Below are 15,103 nucleotides of genomic sequence, written 5' to 3' on the forward strand. Positions count from 1 at the left end.
CGTCCAACTGATCGGAAGCCCGTTATGCGTGTCGTGATCTTGTGCGGTGGCGAGAGCTCGGAACGAGACGTCTCCCTGGCCTCGGGCTCGTCGGTGGCCCGGGCCCTGCTGGAGCGGGGGCACGACGTGGTGCTGGTCGACCCGGCCGCCGCGGTGCCGGTCCTGGCCGGGCCGCTGCGCCCCGGTGACGCGGTCGACGGGATCGCGGTCGGGAAGGAGCCGCCGTCCCCGTCGGGCCGGGACCGGTTGCGGTCGCGGATGCATGCCGCCCTGACCGGGGGGCCGGTCCTGGAGCTGCTGCGTGGCGCGGAGTCGGTGTTCGTCGCGCTGCACGGCGGCTGGGGCGAGGACGGGCATGTGCAGGCGCTGCTGGAGATGGCGGGCGTGCGCTTCACCGGTGCGGGCAGCGCGGCCTGCGCGGCGGCGTGGCACAAGGGGCGGGCGCAGGCCGTGCTCGGCGCGGCCGGTGTGCCGGTGGCCGAGCGGGCGCTGTGGCGGCCCGGGGCGGATGAGGTGCCGGAGGGCGTGCGGCGGCTGCTGGCGGCCGGGCCGGTGGTGGCCAAGCCGGTCGCGGACGGTTCGAGCGTGTCGGTCCACCGGGTCGACTCGCTCCCGCAGTTGGAGCGGGTGGCGGCCGAGGTGCGCTCCGGTGGGGTGGAGATGCTGGTGGAGCCGTTCCTGCCGGGGCGGGAGTTCACCGTGGCCGTGGTCGGCGACCAGGTGCTGCCCGTGGTCGAGATCGAGCTGACGACGCCGGTGTTCGACTACCAGGCCAAGTACCAGCCCGGGGCGGTCGCCGAAGTGTGTCCGGCGCGGATCCCGGCCGACTTCGCCCGCCGGATGCAGGAGCTGGCCCGCCGCGCGCACCAGGCCCTGGGGTTCGGCGGCGCCGCGTACTCGCGCACCGACTTCCGCTGCGACCCGGGCGGTGAGCCGAAGTGCCTGGAGACGAACGCGCTCCCGGGCCTGACGGCGGGGAGCCTGGTACCGCGTGCGGCGGCCGGGGCCGGCTGGACCTACCCCGACCTGATCCAGCGCCTGGTGGACCTCGCGACGCGCTGAGCGCGGCCGCGCCGGCACCGCGGGTGTGGTCGCACGCCGGGGCATACGCAAAACCGCCGGACCCATTGCATAAAACTGCCGCAGTCCGTATAGTCATGCCATCGATAAGGAGGGTCCAGGGGCATGACGGTACGAGCAGCAGTCGCCGGTGCGAGCGGATACGCGGGGGGTGAGCTCCTGCGCCTGCTCCTGGGGCACCCGGAGGTCGAGATCGGGGCGGTCACCGGCCACTCCAACGCGGGGCAGCGCCTGGGCGCGCTCCAACCGCATCTGGGCCCGCTGGCCGATCGGGAGCTGGCGCCGACCACGCCCGAGGCGCTGGCCGGCCACGACGTGGTGTTCCTCGCGCTGCCGCACGGCCAGTCCGCGGCGGTCGCCGAAGAGCTCGGCCCCGACGTCCTGGTCGTGGACTGCGGCGCGGACTTCCGGCTGAAGGACGCCGCCGACTGGGAGGCGTTCTACGGTTCGGCCCACGCCGGCACCTGGCCGTACGGCCTCCCGGAGCTGCCCGGCGGCCGCGCGGCGCTGGCGGGGGCCAAGCGCGTCGCGGTCCCCGGCTGCTACCCCACCGCCGTCTCGCTCGCGCTCTTCCCGGCCTACGCGGCCGGCCTGGCCGAACCGGAGGCCGTGATCGTCGCGGCGTCCGGCACCTCCGGCGCGGGCAAGGCCCTCAAACCGCACCTGCTCGGCTCCGAGGTGATGGGCTCGATGAGCCCGTACGGCGTGGGCGGCGGGCACCGGCACACCCCGGAGATGATCCAGAACCTCAGCGCGGCGGCCGGCGAGCGGGTCGCGGTGTCCTTCACCCCGACCCTGGCGCCGATGCCCCGCGGCATCCTCGCCACCTGCTCGGCCAAGGCCCGGCCCGGCGTCGACGCCGGGACGGTCCGCGCCGCCTACGAGAAGGCGCTGGCCGGCGAGCCGTTCGTCCGGCTGCTGCCCGAGGGGCAGTGGCCCGCCACCGGCACCGTGTACGGCTCCAACGCCGCGCAGATCCAGGTGGCCCTCGACCCGGCGGCCGGCCGGATCATCGCGATCAGCGCCATCGACAACCTCACCAAGGGCACCGCGGGCGGCGCGGTCCAGAGCATGAACATCGCCCTCGGCCTCCCCGAGGAGCTGGGACTTTCCACGACCGGAGTCGCGCCGTGAGCGTCGTACGCGCAGCCGTCGGGCCGCAGACGCACGGGGAAACCTCCCAGGCCCGCAAGGCACCGGGGGAGAACGCCGCACCGCCGCGCCGCGCGGGCGACGTCGACACGAGCCGCCACTGCGGCGGGGCGAACAAGGAGAAGCAGTGAGTGTGACGGCAGCGCAGGGCTTTCTCGCGGCGGGCGTCGCCGCGGGGATCAAGGAGAACGGGAACCCCGACCTCGCCCTGGTGGTCAACAGCGGGCCGCGGCTGGCCGCCGCCGGCGTGTTCACCTCGAACCGCGTCAAGGCCGCGCCGGTCGTCTGGTCCGAGCAGGTCCTCAAGGGCGGCCGGGTCTCCGCGGTGATCCTCAACTCCGGCGGCGCCAACGCCTGTACGGGCCCGCTCGGCTTCCAGGACACCCACGCGACCGCGGAGAAGGTCGCCGAGGTGCTGGCGGGGCACAGCGCCGCGGAGGTCGCGGTGGCCTCCACCGGACTGATCGGCGTACGGCTCCCCATGGACCGGCTGCTGCCCGGGGTCGAGAAGGCCGCCGCCGAACTCACCGCCCACGGCGGCGAGAAGGCCGCGATCGCCATCAAGACCACCGACAGCGTCCACAAGACCGCCCAGGTCACCCGGGAAGGCTGGACGGTCGGCGGGATGGCCAAGGGCGCCGGCATGCTCGCGCCCGGCCTGGCCACCATGCTCGTCGTGCTGACCACCGACGCCGACGTGCCGGCCGAGCAGCTGGACACCGCGCTGCGCGCCGCCACCCGCACCACCTTCGACCGGGTCGACTCCGACGGCTGCATGTCCACCAACGACACGGTGCTGCTGCTGGCCTCCGGCGCCTCCGGCATCGCCCCGGCCCCGGACGCCTTCGCCGAGGCGGTCCGGGAGGTCTGCGCCGACCTGGCCCGGCAGCTGATCGGCGACGCCGAGGGCGCCAGCAAGGACATCCGCATCGAGGTCGTGGGCGCCGCCACCGAGGACGACGCGGTCGAGGTCGGCCGTTCCATCGCCCGCAACAACCTGCTCAAGTGCGCCATCCACGGCGAGGACCCCAACTGGGGCCGGGTGCTCTCCGCCATCGGCACCACCTCCGCCACCTTCGACCCGGACCGGCTCAACGTCGCGATCAACGACGTCTGGGTCTGCAGGAACGGCTCGGTGGGCGAGGACCGGGAGCTGGTGGACATGCGCTACCGCGAGGTGCGGATCACCGCCGACCTCTCCGCCGGCACGGAGTCCGCGGTCATCTGGGCCAACGACCTCACCGCCGACTACGTCCACGAGAACAGCGCGTACTCCTCATGACCGGACCCGCCGCGCACCGGCGCACATCGCACGGACACCCCACGGAGCGGAACGAGGCCGCCGCATGACCACCCGCAAGCACAACGCGCTCCCCAAAGCCCGCACGCTCATCGAGGCGCTGCCCTGGCTGACCCGGCACCACGGCAAGACCGTGGTGATCAAGTTCGGCGGCAACGCGATGGTGGACGACGAGCTCAAGCGGGCCTTCGCCCAGGACGTGGTCTTCCTGCGGCACGCCGGACTGCGCCCGGTCGTGGTCCACGGCGGCGGCCCGCAGATCAGCGCCCAGCTCGAACTCCTCGGCCTGGAGTCGGAGTTCAAGGGCGGACTGCGGGTCACCTCGCCCGAGGCGATGAACGTCGTCCGGATGGTGCTGGCCGGCCAGGTCCAGCGCGAGCTGGTCGGCCTGCTCAACGAGCACGGCCCGCTCGCCGTCGGCATGACCGGCGAGGACGCCCGGCTGATGTCCGCCACCAAGCACTACGCGGACGTCGACGGCGAGCAGGTCGACATCGGCCGGGTCGGCGAGATCACCGCGATCGACGCCGGGGCGGTCCAGGCGATGCTGGACGACGGCCGGATCCCGGTCATCTCGTCCATCGCCCGCAGCAGCGACGACGGCGACACCGCCGGCGTCTTCAACGTCAACGCCGACACCGCCGCCGCCGCCCTGGCGGCGGCACTCGGCGCGGAGACGCTGATGGTGCTCACCGACGTCGAGGGCCTCTACGAGGACTGGCCGCACAGCGACGAGGTGATCTCCCGGCTCACCGCGAGCCAGCTGGAGAAGCTGCTGCCCGACCTGGCCAGCGGCATGGTCCCGAAGATGCAGGGCTGCCTGCACGCAGTGCGCAACGGGGTGCGCAACGCCCGCGTGATCGACGGCCGGGTCCAGCACTCGATCCTGCTGGAGATCTTCACCGACGAAGGCATCGGCACGATGGTGGTCCCGGACCCCGGACCGGCCACCGAACCGCAGGGCAACAGCACCGCACACCACACCGCGGAGGGGGCGGCATGAGCGAGACGGCAGGGACCCCGGCCACCCGGGGCCCGGAGACCGGCCACGGCCCGGTCGGCAACGAGGCACTGACCCGGCGCTGGCAGGGCGCCATGATGGAGAACTTCGGCACGCCCCGCGTCCCGCTCGTCCGGGGCGAGGGCGCCACCGTGTGGGACGCCGACGGCAACGCCTACCTCGACTTCCTCGGCGGGATCGCGGTCAATGCGCTCGGCCACGCCCACCCCGCGGTGGTCCGCGCGGTCACCGACCAGATCGCCACTCTCGGCCACGTGTCGAACCTCTTCGTCAGCGAGCCCACCGTGGCCCTCGCCGAGCGGCTGCTGGCGCTCGCCGGACGGCCCGGCCGGGTCTACTTCTCCAACTCCGGCGCCGAGGCCAACGAGGCCGCCTTCAAGATCGGCCGACTGACCGGCCGCACCCACATGGTCTCCACCGCCGGCGGCTTCCACGGCCGCACCATGGGCGCCTTGGCCCTCACCGGCCAGCCCGCCAAACAGGGCCCGTTCCGCCCGCTGCCCGGCGACGTGGACCACGTCCCGTACGGCGATGTGGAGGCCCTGCGGGCCGCCGTCACCACCGACACCGCCTTCGTCATCCTGGAGCCCCTCCAGGGCGAGAACGGCGTGGTCGTCCCGCCGCCCGGCTACCTCAAGGCGGTCCGCGAGATCACCACCGCCACCGGCACCCTGCTGGTCCTCGACGAGATCCAGACCGGCATCGGCCGCACCGGGCACTGGCTGGAGTCCCTGGCCCAGGGCGTCGAAGCGGACGTCATCACCCTCGCCAAGGGCCTCGGCGGCGGTCTCCCGATCGGCGCCACCCTCGCCTTCGGGCCGGCCGCCGAGCTGCTCACCCCCGGCTCGCACGGTTCGACGTTCAGCGGCAACCCGGTGGTCTGCGCCGGCGCCCTCGCCGTGCTGGACACCATCGAGGCGGACGGCCTCCTCGACCACGTCAAGCGGGTCGGCGAGCGGCTGCGCTCCGGTATCGAGGCCCTGGGGCACCCGCTGGTCGGCCAGGTCCGCGGTGCCGGCCTGCTCCTCGGTATCGTCTTGACAGGGCCCCTCGCGCCGCAGGTGCAACAGGCGGCCCAGGACGCGGGACTTCTGGTCAACGCGGTCGCGCCGGACGTCATCCGGCTCGCCCCGCCGCTGATCGTCTCCGACGAGCAGGTGGAGACCTTCCTCCAGAAGCTCCCCGGCGTCCTCAAGACGGCCGGACAACCGGCCAACGGGGAACGATGATCCGGAGACTGACGCAACGATGACCGAGCCGCAGGGCAACGAGTCGCAGAACAGCGGCCCGGCCGTACCGCAGACCCGCACCGCCCGCCACCGCCGGATCGTGGACATCCTCAACCGGCAGCCGGTCCGCTCCCAGAGTCAGCTCGCCAAGCTGCTCGCCGACGACGGGCTCTCCGTCACCCAGGCGACGCTCTCCCGCGACCTGGACGAACTGGGCGCGGTCAAGATCCGCAACACCGGCGGCGAGCTGATCTACGCGGTACCGAGCGAGGGCGGCGACCGCAAGCCGCGGGCACCGCTGGGGGAGTCCGCCAAGGAGGAGCGGATGCGCCGCCTCTCCGGTGAACTCCTCATCTCCGCCGAGGCTTCCGCCAACCTCGTTGTCCTGCGCACCCCGCCGGGTGCCGCCCAGTTCCTGGCCTCCGCCATCGACCAGGCGGAGCTGCACGACATCCTCGGCACCATCGCCGGCGACGACACCCTGCTCCTGATCAGCCGCGAGCCGACGGGCGGCCAGCAGCTCGCCGACCACCTCCTCCAACTGGCGGAAGGGGCGCGGTAGGGCCGACGGGGCCGGTGGCCGGGGCCCGCCCGCCGGGCGGTGCCGCGTCGGTCCCGCCCGCCGCCGTACACAACGACCGAAGGCCGTCTTCGCATCCCTGCGAAGACGGCCTTCGGCCTGTGTTCTGCACCGTCGGGACGACAGGATGTGAACCCCGTTGAGGCGCTCCGCGTCTCCGTAGTGGAGCTACCCGCGGTCTCCCGGCATGCGCCACGGGAGCGGCGCTCAGGTGATCCCCCAAGACAGAGCAGCCGGCGTGAGCGGGCAGACCGTCGTCCGTGGGATGAGTCAGAGGTCCGCTCGTTCATTCAACAAGCTCGGGGAGCTTCTGGGCGGAGCGTGATCCACAGGTGTCTGTGACAAGCGGTGACACGATGAAGGGCGGGTACGACGGAGGCCCTGTCTCCAGTGATGAAGACAGGGCCTCTGAGCTGGGCCGAAGCCCTTACTGCACCGTCGGGACGACAGGATTTGAACCTGCGACCCCTTGACCCCCAGTCAAGTGCGCTACCAAGCTGCGCCACGTCCCGGTGCTCGTTCCGACCGGGAGTCCCGGTCGGGGCGTGCAGACAGAAAAATACCCTGTCCTGGCCGATGAATCCAAAGCGGGGCCCCTTGAAGGCGTTCCCGGGCCTCCGGGCGGGCGCGCGGCAGCCGTGATTCGATGGCTATATGCCCGCAAAGTCACCCAAACCAAAGAAATCGAAGGCGTCGCACGAGGTCGAGGTCCGCCGGGTGTACGACCCGCCGGAGCCGGTGGACGGGGTGCGGGTCCTGGTGGACCGGCTGTGGCCCCGGGGGATGGCGAAGGGGGACGAGCGGATCGCCGGCGTCGAGTGGTGCAAGGACGTGGCGCCGTCGTCGGAGCTGCGCACGTGGTACGGGCACGAAGAGGAGCGGTTCGGGGAGTTCGCCGAGCGCTACCGGGCCGAGCTGGCCGAGGGGGCGGCGGGGGAGGCGCTGGCGCACCTGCGGGAGCTGGCGGCGGGTGGTCCGCTGACGCTGCTGACGTCGACGAAGGCGGTGCCGCTCAGTCATGCGGCGGTGCTGCGGGAGGTGCTCGGGGAGGGCTGACGGGGGCGGAACGCGGCGCTCCGGGCTCCGCGCAACGCCGTTGCCGCATCGATGTCCCGGTGGCATCGCATCGAAGGGGCGCTGCCGACCTGCGGTTTTCCGAGTTCGTTGACGAAACATACGGTCGAGTGCATACTTATGCCTATCAGTGCATGCGCGACCGTGAGGAGAAGCCCGTGACTGAGCGCGTCGTACTCGCCTACTCGGGCGGTTTGGACACCTCCGTCTGCATCGGCTGGATCGCCGAGGAGACGGGCGCCGAGGTCGTCGCCGTGGCGGTGGACGTCGGCCAGGGCGGCGAAGACCTGGAGGCCATCCGCCGGCGTGCACTGGCCTGTGGCGCCGTGGAGGCCGAGGTCGCCGACGCCAAGGAGGAATTCGCCGACCGGTACTGCCTCCCGGCGATCAAGGCCAACGCCCTCTACATGGACCGCTACCCGCTGGTCTCCGCGCTGTCCCGGCCGGCCATCGTCGAGCACCTGGTCGCCGCCGCCCGGAAGCACGGCGCGACCACGGTCGCGCACGGCTGCACCGGCAAGGGCAACGACCAGGTCCGGTTCGAGGCCGGTATCGCCTCCCTCGCCCCCGACCTCACGTGCATCGCGCCGGTCCGCGACTACGCGATGACCCGGGACAAGGCGATCGCCTTCGCGGAGAAGGCCGGCCTGCCGATCGCCACCACCAGGAAGTCGCCGTACTCCATCGACCAGAACGTCTTCGGGCGGGCCGTGGAGACCGGGTTCCTGGAGGACATCTGGAACGCGCCGACCAAGGACGTGTACGCGTACACCGAGGACCCGGCCGCCGCCCGTGCGGCCGACGAGGTCGTCATCACCTTCAAGGAGGGGGCGCCGGTCGCCCTCGACGGCCGGCCGGTCACCGTCCTCCAGGCCCTCCAGCAGCTCAACGCGCGGGCCGGTGCCCAGGGCGTCGGCCGGATCGACCTGGTCGAGGACCGGCTGGTCGGCATCAAGTCCCGTGAGGTGTACGAGGCACCGGGTGCGATCGCGCTGATCACCGCGCACCAGGAGCTGGAGAACGTCACCGTCGAGCGCGAACTGGCCCGCTACAAGCGACAGGTCGAGCAGCGCTGGGGCGAGCTGGTCTACGACGGCCTGTGGTTCTCGCCGCTCAAGCGGGCCCTGGACGGTTTCCTCGACGAGGCCAACCAGAACGTCTCCGGCGACATCCGGATGACCCTGCACGGCGGCCGCGCCGTGGTCACCGGCCGGCGGTCCGAGCAGTCGCTCTACGACTTCGGCCTCGCCACCTACGACACCGGCGACACGTTCGACCAGTCGCTCTCCAAGGGCTTCATCGAACTCTTCGGCATGTCGAGCAAGATCGCCGCACGGCGTGACCTGACAGGCTGACCTTCCGGGACCCGGCGCACGGGTCCGACCCGCCCGCCGTTCGAGCGTCGAGCGGGCTGACCGTCAGTCCGTCCGGCGCTCGCCGCGAACCCACCATCCACGAGGAGCACAGCTAGTGAGCAGCAACAACGGCGACGTCCGGCTCTGGGGCGGCCGCTTCGCCGACGGGCCGGCCGAGGCGCTCGCCAAACTCTCCGCCTCCGTCCACTTCGACTGGCGGCTGGCCCCCTACGACATCGCCGGCTCCCGCGCGCACGCCCGCGTGCTCCACAAGGCCGACCTGCTCACCGCCGACGAACTGGCCCGCATGATCGAGGGGCTGGACCGGCTCGAACGCGACGTCGCCGACGGCTCGTTCACCGGCACCATCGCCGACGAGGACGTGCACACCGCCCTGGAGCGCGGGCTGCTGGAGCGGCTCGGCCCGGACCTCGGCGGCAAGCTGCGCGCCGGCCGGTCCCGCAACGACCAGGTCGCCACGCTCTTCCGGATGTACCTGCGCGACCACGCCCGGATCATCGGCGGGCTGCTCGCCGACCTCCAGGAGGCGCTGATCGGCCTCGCTGAGGCGCACTCGGACGTCGCGATGCCCGGCCGCACCCACCTCCAGCACGCCCAGCCGGTGCTCTTCGCCCACCATGTGCTCGCCCACGTCCAGGCGCTGACCCGGGACGCGGAGCGGCTGCGCCAGTGGGACGAGCGGACCGCGGTCTCGCCGTACGGCTCGGGTGCGCTGGCCGGCAGCAGCCTCGGCCTCGACCCGGAGGCGGTCGCCGCCGACCTCGGCTTCGAGCGCGGTTCGGTGGGCAACTCCATCGACGGCACGGCCGCGCGGGACTTCGTCGCGGAGTTCGCCTTCATCACCGCGATGATCGGGGTCAACCTCTCCCGGATCGCGGAGGAGGTGATCATCTGGAACACCAAGGAGTTCTCCTTCGTGACCCTGCACGACGCCTTCTCCACGGGCTCGTCGATCATGCCGCAGAAGAAGAACCCGGACATCGCGGAGCTGGCGCGGGGCAAGTCGGGGCGTCTGATCGGCAACCTGACGGGGCTGCTGGCGACGCTGAAGGCGCTGCCGCTCGCGTACAACCGGGACCTCCAGGAGGACAAGGAGCCGGTCTTCGACTCCTGCGACCAACTGGAGGTGCTGCTCCCGGCGTTCACCGGGATGATGGCCACCCTGACCGTCAACCGCGGGCGGATGGAGGAGCTGGCGCCGGCCGGTTTCTCGCTCGCCACCGACATCGCGGAGTGGCTGGTCAAGCAGGGCGTGCCGTTCCGGGTGGCGCACGAGGTGGCCGGTGAGTGCGTCAAGGAGTGCGAGGCGCAGGGCATCGAGCTGGACCAGCTCACCGACGAGCAGTTCGCCAAGATCTCGCCGCACCTGACGCCCGAGGTCCGGGGTGTCCTCAACGTCCCCGGCGCGCTCGCGGCGCGCAACGGCCGCGGCGGCACCGCGCCGTCGGCGGTGGCGGTGCAGCTCGCCGAGGTGCGGGCGGACCTGGTGGGGCAGCAGGAGTGGGCTGCGGCCAAGAAGTGACGGGAGTACGGCCGGCGCCGCGCGCCGGCCGGTGAGGCGGCCCCCACCCGATCGGGTGGGGGCCGCCGCGCGTTGTGGCGGTGCCCGGCGCCGGGGCTCCGGTGGGCGGCGGCAGGTGCGGCCCGGAAAATTTCAGTGAGACATCAGTGTCTCATTCGGATACTCTTCGTCTCATGGCCGTGGATCGAGAACGCGTACTCACCGAAGCCGCCGCGCTGCTCAGCCGCCGCGCGACGACCTCGATGGACGAGATCGCCCGCGCCGCGGGCATCAGCCGGGCGACCCTGCACCGCCACTTCGCGGGCCGCGACGCGCTGATCCGCGCCCTGGAGGAGCACGGCATAGCGGAATTCGCGCGGGCGATGGACGTCGCCCGGCTCGACGAGGGGGACGCCGCCGGGGCGCTGCGCCGCCTGATCCGCGAGGCCGAACCGGTCGCCGGCGTGCTGGGCTTCCTCTTCACCGAGAACCAGCTCTTCGAGAGCGGGCCGGTCAACGCCGGCTGGGCCCGGCTCGACGCCCGGCTCGCCGCGCTGTTCCGCCGCGGCCAGGAGGAGGGCGACTTCCGGGTCGACCTCGGTACGGCCTGGCTGACCGAAGCGTTCTACGGCCTCCTCGGCGCCGGCGCCTGGGCGGTGCACGAAGGCCGCGTGGCCCGGAACGACCTCAACCACTCGATCGCCGAGCTGCTGCTCGGCGGCATCCGACGGAGCATGGAGAAATGAGCGATCCCATAGCCGCAGGGCGGGCTGGTTCGGCCTCGGGACGGGCCGGTTCGGCCCATGCGGACGAGCAGCCCCGGCCGGGCCGCTGGCTCGCACTCTCGGTCCTGGTCCTGGCGGTCCTGCTGGTCGGCGTCGACGCCACCGTGCTTGGCCTCGCCACCCCCTTCCTCAGTGAGGATCTGCGGCCGTCCGGCACCCAGTTGCTGTGGATCGGTGACATCTACTCGTTCGTCATCGCCGGTCTGCTGGTCTCCATGGGCAGCCTCGGCGACCGGGTCGGCCGGAAGAAGCTGCTGCTGATCGGCTCGATGGCGTTCGGCGCGCTGTCGGTGCTCGCCGCCTACGCCACCAGCCCGTCGATGATGATCGTCGCCCGGGCCCTCCAGGGCGTGGCCGGTGCGACGCTGATGCCCGCCACCCTCGCCCTGATCCGCAACCTCTTCCACGACCCGAAGGAACGCAGCCTGGCGGTCGGCATCTGGGGCGCGATGGCCTCGGCCGGTACGGCGGTCGGACCGGTCCTCGGCGGGTTCCTGCTGGGCCACTTCTGGTGGGGCTCGGTCTTCCTGATCAACCTTCCGGTGATGGCGCTGCTGGTCGTCGTCGGCGCCAAGGTGATCCCGGAGTCCCGCAACCCCGACCCGGGCCCGTGGGACATCCCCAGCGTCCTGCTGTCCCTCGTGGGCATCATCGGCGTCGTCTACGCCATCAAGGAGGCGGCGGTGCACGGCCTCCGGTGGGACATCGGGCCGTCCGCCGTGCTCGGCCTGCTCGCCCTGCTGCTGTTCGTCCGCCGCCAGCTCACCCTCGACTCGCCGCTGCTGGACATGAAGCTCTTCCACCACCGGGGCTTCACCGGCGCGGTCCTGGCCAACCTGCTGACCATCCTCGGCCTGTCCGGACTGGTCTTCTTCCTCTCCCAGTTCCTCCAGATGGTGCAGATGCGCTCGCCGTTCAACGCCGGCCTGATCGAACTCCCGGCCGCGATCGGCGCGGTGGGTGCCGGTCTGGCGGCGGGCTGGGTCGCCCGGCGGCTGTCGGTGCGCCTGGTGGTGGGCGGCGGGCTGGCGGTGGTCGGCCTCGCACTCGCCGGCTGCATGACCCTGCACGGCGACACCGGCACCTTCGCGCTGTGCAGCATCCTCTTCGTCGTGGGCGTCGGCGCCGGCTTCGCCTTCACGGTCACCGCCGACGTCATCCTCTCCAGCGTGCCCAAGGAGGAGGCCGGCGCCGCCTCCGCGGTCTCGGAGACCGCGTACGAACTGGGTGCCGCGCTCGGCATCGCCCTGCTGGGCTCCATCGTGACCAGCATCTACCAGGGCTTCATCACCCCCGCGGGCGTGCCCGAACACGTCGCCGACGCCGCCCGCTCCTCGCTCGGCGGCGCCGTGGACGCCGCCGCGCACCTCCCCGCCGACCAGAGCGCCGCCCTGCTGAAGGCCGCTCAGGACTCCTTCGTCAGCGGCGTGGACACCGCCGCCGGGATCGGCGCGGTGCTGCTGCTGGGCGCCGCGGTGGCCGCCTGGTTCCTGCTCCACGGCCAGCGGCTGGGGGACAGCACGGCCACCCCGGAGCCCACGGCGGACGCCGAGACCGCACCGGTGGCCGGCTCCGGCGCCGGAGGCCCGTCCGAACGCCCGTGACCGGCCCACCGGCAGTCCCTTCCCGCCCGGCACTCTCCCGCCCCACCCGCGCAGCCCTCTCCCGCCCGACCCGCCCAGCGGTCCCCGCCCCACCCCCGACCGGGCACCCGTAAGGCCCACCCGGCGGGCGAACGAGGGACAGCGCCTCGCCCCCTGCCCCCACCCAGGCGTGTCCCGTGGAACGTGACCGCGCGCACCGGCCATGATCCACAGGACACGCCCCTGGGGGCGACTGTCCCCTGCCGTTCACGCCCGGTACGCGTCCTGGTGACCGGTTGTCCCGCGCGGCTCGTTTGACTCTCCCGTCGTCCCCCCAACGGTCGGACCCGCTCAGGAGAGTGACGCAGTGCGCGACATCGGACGACGGTCCTTCGTAACCGCCGCGGGGGCGATGGCCACCGCCAGCGCGATCGGCAGCAACGCCTACGCCACCGGCCACGCCCGCGACGCCGCCACGGCCGACGAGTACGTCGACGTCCAGCTGCTCAACATCACCGATCTGCACGGCTATCTGCAGGGCGCCCCGGGCGCCAACTCCGTCATCACCGGCGCCGGCGGCAAGCGCTACACCGTCGGCGGCGTCGCCTACATGGCCGCCCACCTGGAGCGGCTGCGCGCCGGACGGCGCAACTCCCTCTTCTTCGCCCCCGGTGACCTCTTCTCCGGCTGGGAGTTCGACGCCGCCTCCTTCGCCGACGAACCCACCATCGAAGCCCTCAACGCCCTGCGGATGGACTTCGCCTCGGCCGGCAACCACGAGTTCGACAAGTCGACGGTCTTCCTCCGGGAACACATGGAACGCGGCCGCCCGTTCCCGATCGTCGGCCGCGACGTCTCCTTCACCGACTCCACCGGCCACCGCTTCCGCGGCGCGAACTTCCCCTACTACAGCGCCAACATGGTGTGGCACGACACCGGCCGGCGGGTACTGCCGCCGTACAACATCGTGCACGTGGACGCCGGCCGCGGCCGCCGCCTGCCGATCGGCTTCATCCATCTGACCGCCATCGGCACCGAGTCCTTCCCCGGCTCCTACCAGCCGGGACTGCGGACCCTGGACGAACTGGAGACCGCCAACCGCTGCGCGGCGGCCCTGAAGAGCCGGGGCGTCAACGCGATCGTCCTCAGCATGCACGACGGCGCGGTCGCCGGCAGCGACTTCCAGAGCGGCAGCAACCCCTCCGGCCCGGCCTACGAACTGGCGCTGCGGGTCTCGCCGGACATCGACGCCATCGTCACCGGCCACTGGCACTGCGCGTTCACCATGATGCTGCCCGACCCCAAGGGCGTGCCCCGCCCGTTCGTCGAGGCCGGCTGCTACGGCCAGATCATCAACGAGATCAACCTGCGGCTCGACCCGGCGACCGGGAAGGTGGTCCGGGCGCTGACCACCTCCGTCAACCACCCCAACACCCGGGACGTGGCGCCGGATCCGGAGCTCAAGTCGATCGCCGACTACTGGGCGGGCTACGGCGCCCGCCGCGCCCGCACCCGGATCGGCATCCAGACCGCCTCCTTCACCCGCCGGCGCAACGCGGTGGGGGAGTCCACCATGGGCAACCTCGTCGCCGACTGGGCACGCTGGGCGGGCAGCCAGCCGCACGGCCCGATGGACGACACCGGCGGCCACCGCAACGTCCCCGCCGACCTCGCCGTCATCGCGGTGGCCCCGCGGGTCGGTGCCGCGATCATCGCCGCCGACCTGGTGCGTGACGAGGCGTCGGACGGCGTGGTGACCTACGGGCAGGCGTGGAAGGCGGTCGGCTTCGGCGACCCGATCATGACCGTCACCGTCACCGGCCGGCAGATCCACGACGCCCTGGAGCAGCAGTGGGCGTCCGCCGCCGGCGGCGGTCTGTCCTTCGCCCCGCTGGCCGTCTCCGGCAACGTCCGCTACACCTTCGACGCCACCGGCCGCGCCGGACACCGCATCGACCCCGCCGAGGTCCTCATCGACGGCGAGCCGCTCGACCCGGCCCGCCGCTACCGCCTCGCCGCACCCTCGTACACCCTCATCAACCAGGACGGCTTCAGCGCCTTCACCGGGTTCACCGAACCCGTCCGGCACACCCGGGACTTCGAGAGCTTCATCGCCTACGTCCGCGCCCGGCGCCGGCTGTCCCCGGCCGAACTGAACCGCATCACGGCCAAGAACGCCCACCTCCCCGGCGCCCGGATCGGCTCCGTCGCCGTGCACCAGCAGCTCCTCCAGGCCGACGGCAGCCGCATCCCGCGCCCCGAGGAGGCGCTGCGCAAGGCGCTCGCCGGCGACGCCGAGGGCCAGCGGGCACCCGGCGGCTTCCAGGTCCCCTGCTGAGCGCCCGCCGGCCGCGGTCCGGCCGGGACCACCGCACCTGAGCGGCCGCACACGCCGAGGGCCCCGTCCGAGGACAGGGCCCTT

13 protein-coding genes and 1 tRNA gene are annotated in these 15,103 nt (G+C 72.5%); 13 read left to right on the top strand and 1 reads right to left on the bottom strand.

What is annotated here, in order from left to right; all coding sequences use genetic code 11:
• Positions 1-24 precede the first annotated feature (24 nt).
• From CG747_RS14905 to CG747_RS14930, 7 genes are all read left to right on the top strand, one after another.
• Positions 25-1,062 (top strand): D-alanine--D-alanine ligase, encoded by a 1,038-nt coding sequence (locus tag CG747_RS14905; RefSeq protein ID WP_100602213.1) that lies wholly within the window; start codon positions 25-27, stop codon positions 1,060-1,062.
• 123 nt (positions 1,063-1,185) lie between these two features.
• Positions 1,186-2,214 carry an N-acetyl-gamma-glutamyl-phosphate reductase gene (gene argC, locus CG747_RS14910; RefSeq protein ID WP_100602214.1) on the top strand — a complete coding sequence of 343 codons (1,029 nt, stop codon included), beginning with the start codon at positions 1,186-1,188 and terminating at the stop codon, positions 2,212-2,214.
• Positions 2,211-2,363, top strand: coding sequence for a hypothetical protein (locus tag CG747_RS48000; RefSeq protein ID WP_180985547.1), 153 nt, complete (start codon positions 2,211-2,213; stop codon positions 2,361-2,363). The genes argC and CG747_RS48000 overlap by 4 nt, the downstream gene beginning before the upstream one ends.
• Positions 2,360-3,514, top strand: coding sequence for a bifunctional glutamate N-acetyltransferase/amino-acid acetyltransferase ArgJ (argJ, locus tag CG747_RS14915; protein WP_100602215.1), 1,155 nt, complete (start codon positions 2,360-2,362; stop codon positions 3,512-3,514). Before CG747_RS48000 ends, argJ begins: the two co-directional genes overlap by 4 nt.
• 64 nt (positions 3,515-3,578) lie before the next feature.
• Positions 3,579-4,535 (top strand): acetylglutamate kinase, encoded by a 957-nt coding sequence (gene argB, locus CG747_RS14920; RefSeq protein WP_100602216.1) that lies wholly within the window; start codon positions 3,579-3,581, stop codon positions 4,533-4,535.
• Positions 4,532-5,782: an acetylornithine transaminase gene (locus CG747_RS14925; protein ID WP_100602217.1), complete on the top strand. Its 1,251-nt coding sequence runs from the start codon at positions 4,532-4,534 to the stop codon at positions 5,780-5,782. The genes argB and CG747_RS14925 overlap by 4 nt, the downstream gene beginning before the upstream one ends.
• A gap of 19 nt (positions 5,783-5,801) precedes the next feature.
• A complete protein-coding gene (locus CG747_RS14930; RefSeq protein ID WP_100602218.1) occupies positions 5,802-6,344 on the top strand; it encodes an arginine repressor in 543 nt (180 codons plus the stop codon).
• 456 nt (positions 6,345-6,800) lie between these two features.
• Here CG747_RS14930 and CG747_RS14935 read toward each other — a convergent pair.
• Positions 6,801-6,874: transfer RNA gene (locus CG747_RS14935), tRNA-Pro, on the bottom strand.
• 142 nt (positions 6,875-7,016) lie between these two features.
• On the opposite strand from CG747_RS14935, the gene CG747_RS14940 reads away from it, so the two are divergent.
• The 6 genes from CG747_RS14940 to CG747_RS14965 all read left to right on the top strand — a co-directional run bounded on the left by CG747_RS14940 (position 7,017) and on the right by CG747_RS14965 (position 15,019).
• Positions 7,017-7,418 (top strand): DUF488 domain-containing protein, encoded by a 402-nt coding sequence (locus CG747_RS14940; protein ID WP_100602219.1) that lies wholly within the window; start codon positions 7,017-7,019, stop codon positions 7,416-7,418.
• Positions 7,419-7,594: 176 nt separating this feature from the next.
• The gene (locus CG747_RS14945; protein ID WP_100602220.1) at positions 7,595-8,791 is read left to right on the top strand and encodes an argininosuccinate synthase; all 1,197 of its coding nucleotides are present in this window, start codon (positions 7,595-7,597) and stop codon (positions 8,789-8,791) included.
• 115 nt (positions 8,792-8,906) lie between these two features.
• Positions 8,907-10,334, top strand: a complete 1,428-nt coding sequence (gene argH / locus CG747_RS14950) for an argininosuccinate lyase (protein WP_100602221.1) — start codon at positions 8,907-8,909, stop codon at positions 10,332-10,334.
• Positions 10,335-10,507: 173 nt separating this feature from the next.
• Positions 10,508-11,059, top strand: coding sequence for a TetR/AcrR family transcriptional regulator (locus tag CG747_RS14955; RefSeq protein ID WP_100602222.1), 552 nt, complete (start codon positions 10,508-10,510; stop codon positions 11,057-11,059).
• Positions 11,056-12,702 carry an MFS transporter gene (locus tag CG747_RS14960; RefSeq protein ID WP_100602223.1) on the top strand — a complete coding sequence of 549 codons (1,647 nt, stop codon included), beginning with the start codon at positions 11,056-11,058 and terminating at the stop codon, positions 12,700-12,702. The genes CG747_RS14955 and CG747_RS14960 overlap by 4 nt, the downstream gene beginning before the upstream one ends.
• 346 nt (positions 12,703-13,048) lie before the next feature.
• Positions 13,049-15,019: a bifunctional UDP-sugar hydrolase/5'-nucleotidase gene (locus CG747_RS14965; RefSeq protein ID WP_100602224.1), complete on the top strand. Its 1,971-nt coding sequence runs from the start codon at positions 13,049-13,051 to the stop codon at positions 15,017-15,019.
• Positions 15,020-15,103 lie beyond the last annotated feature (84 nt).

This window comes from Streptomyces sp. CB02959, assembly GCF_002803155.1.
Classification (GTDB): Bacteria; Actinomycetota; Actinomycetes; order Streptomycetales; family Streptomycetaceae; genus Streptomyces.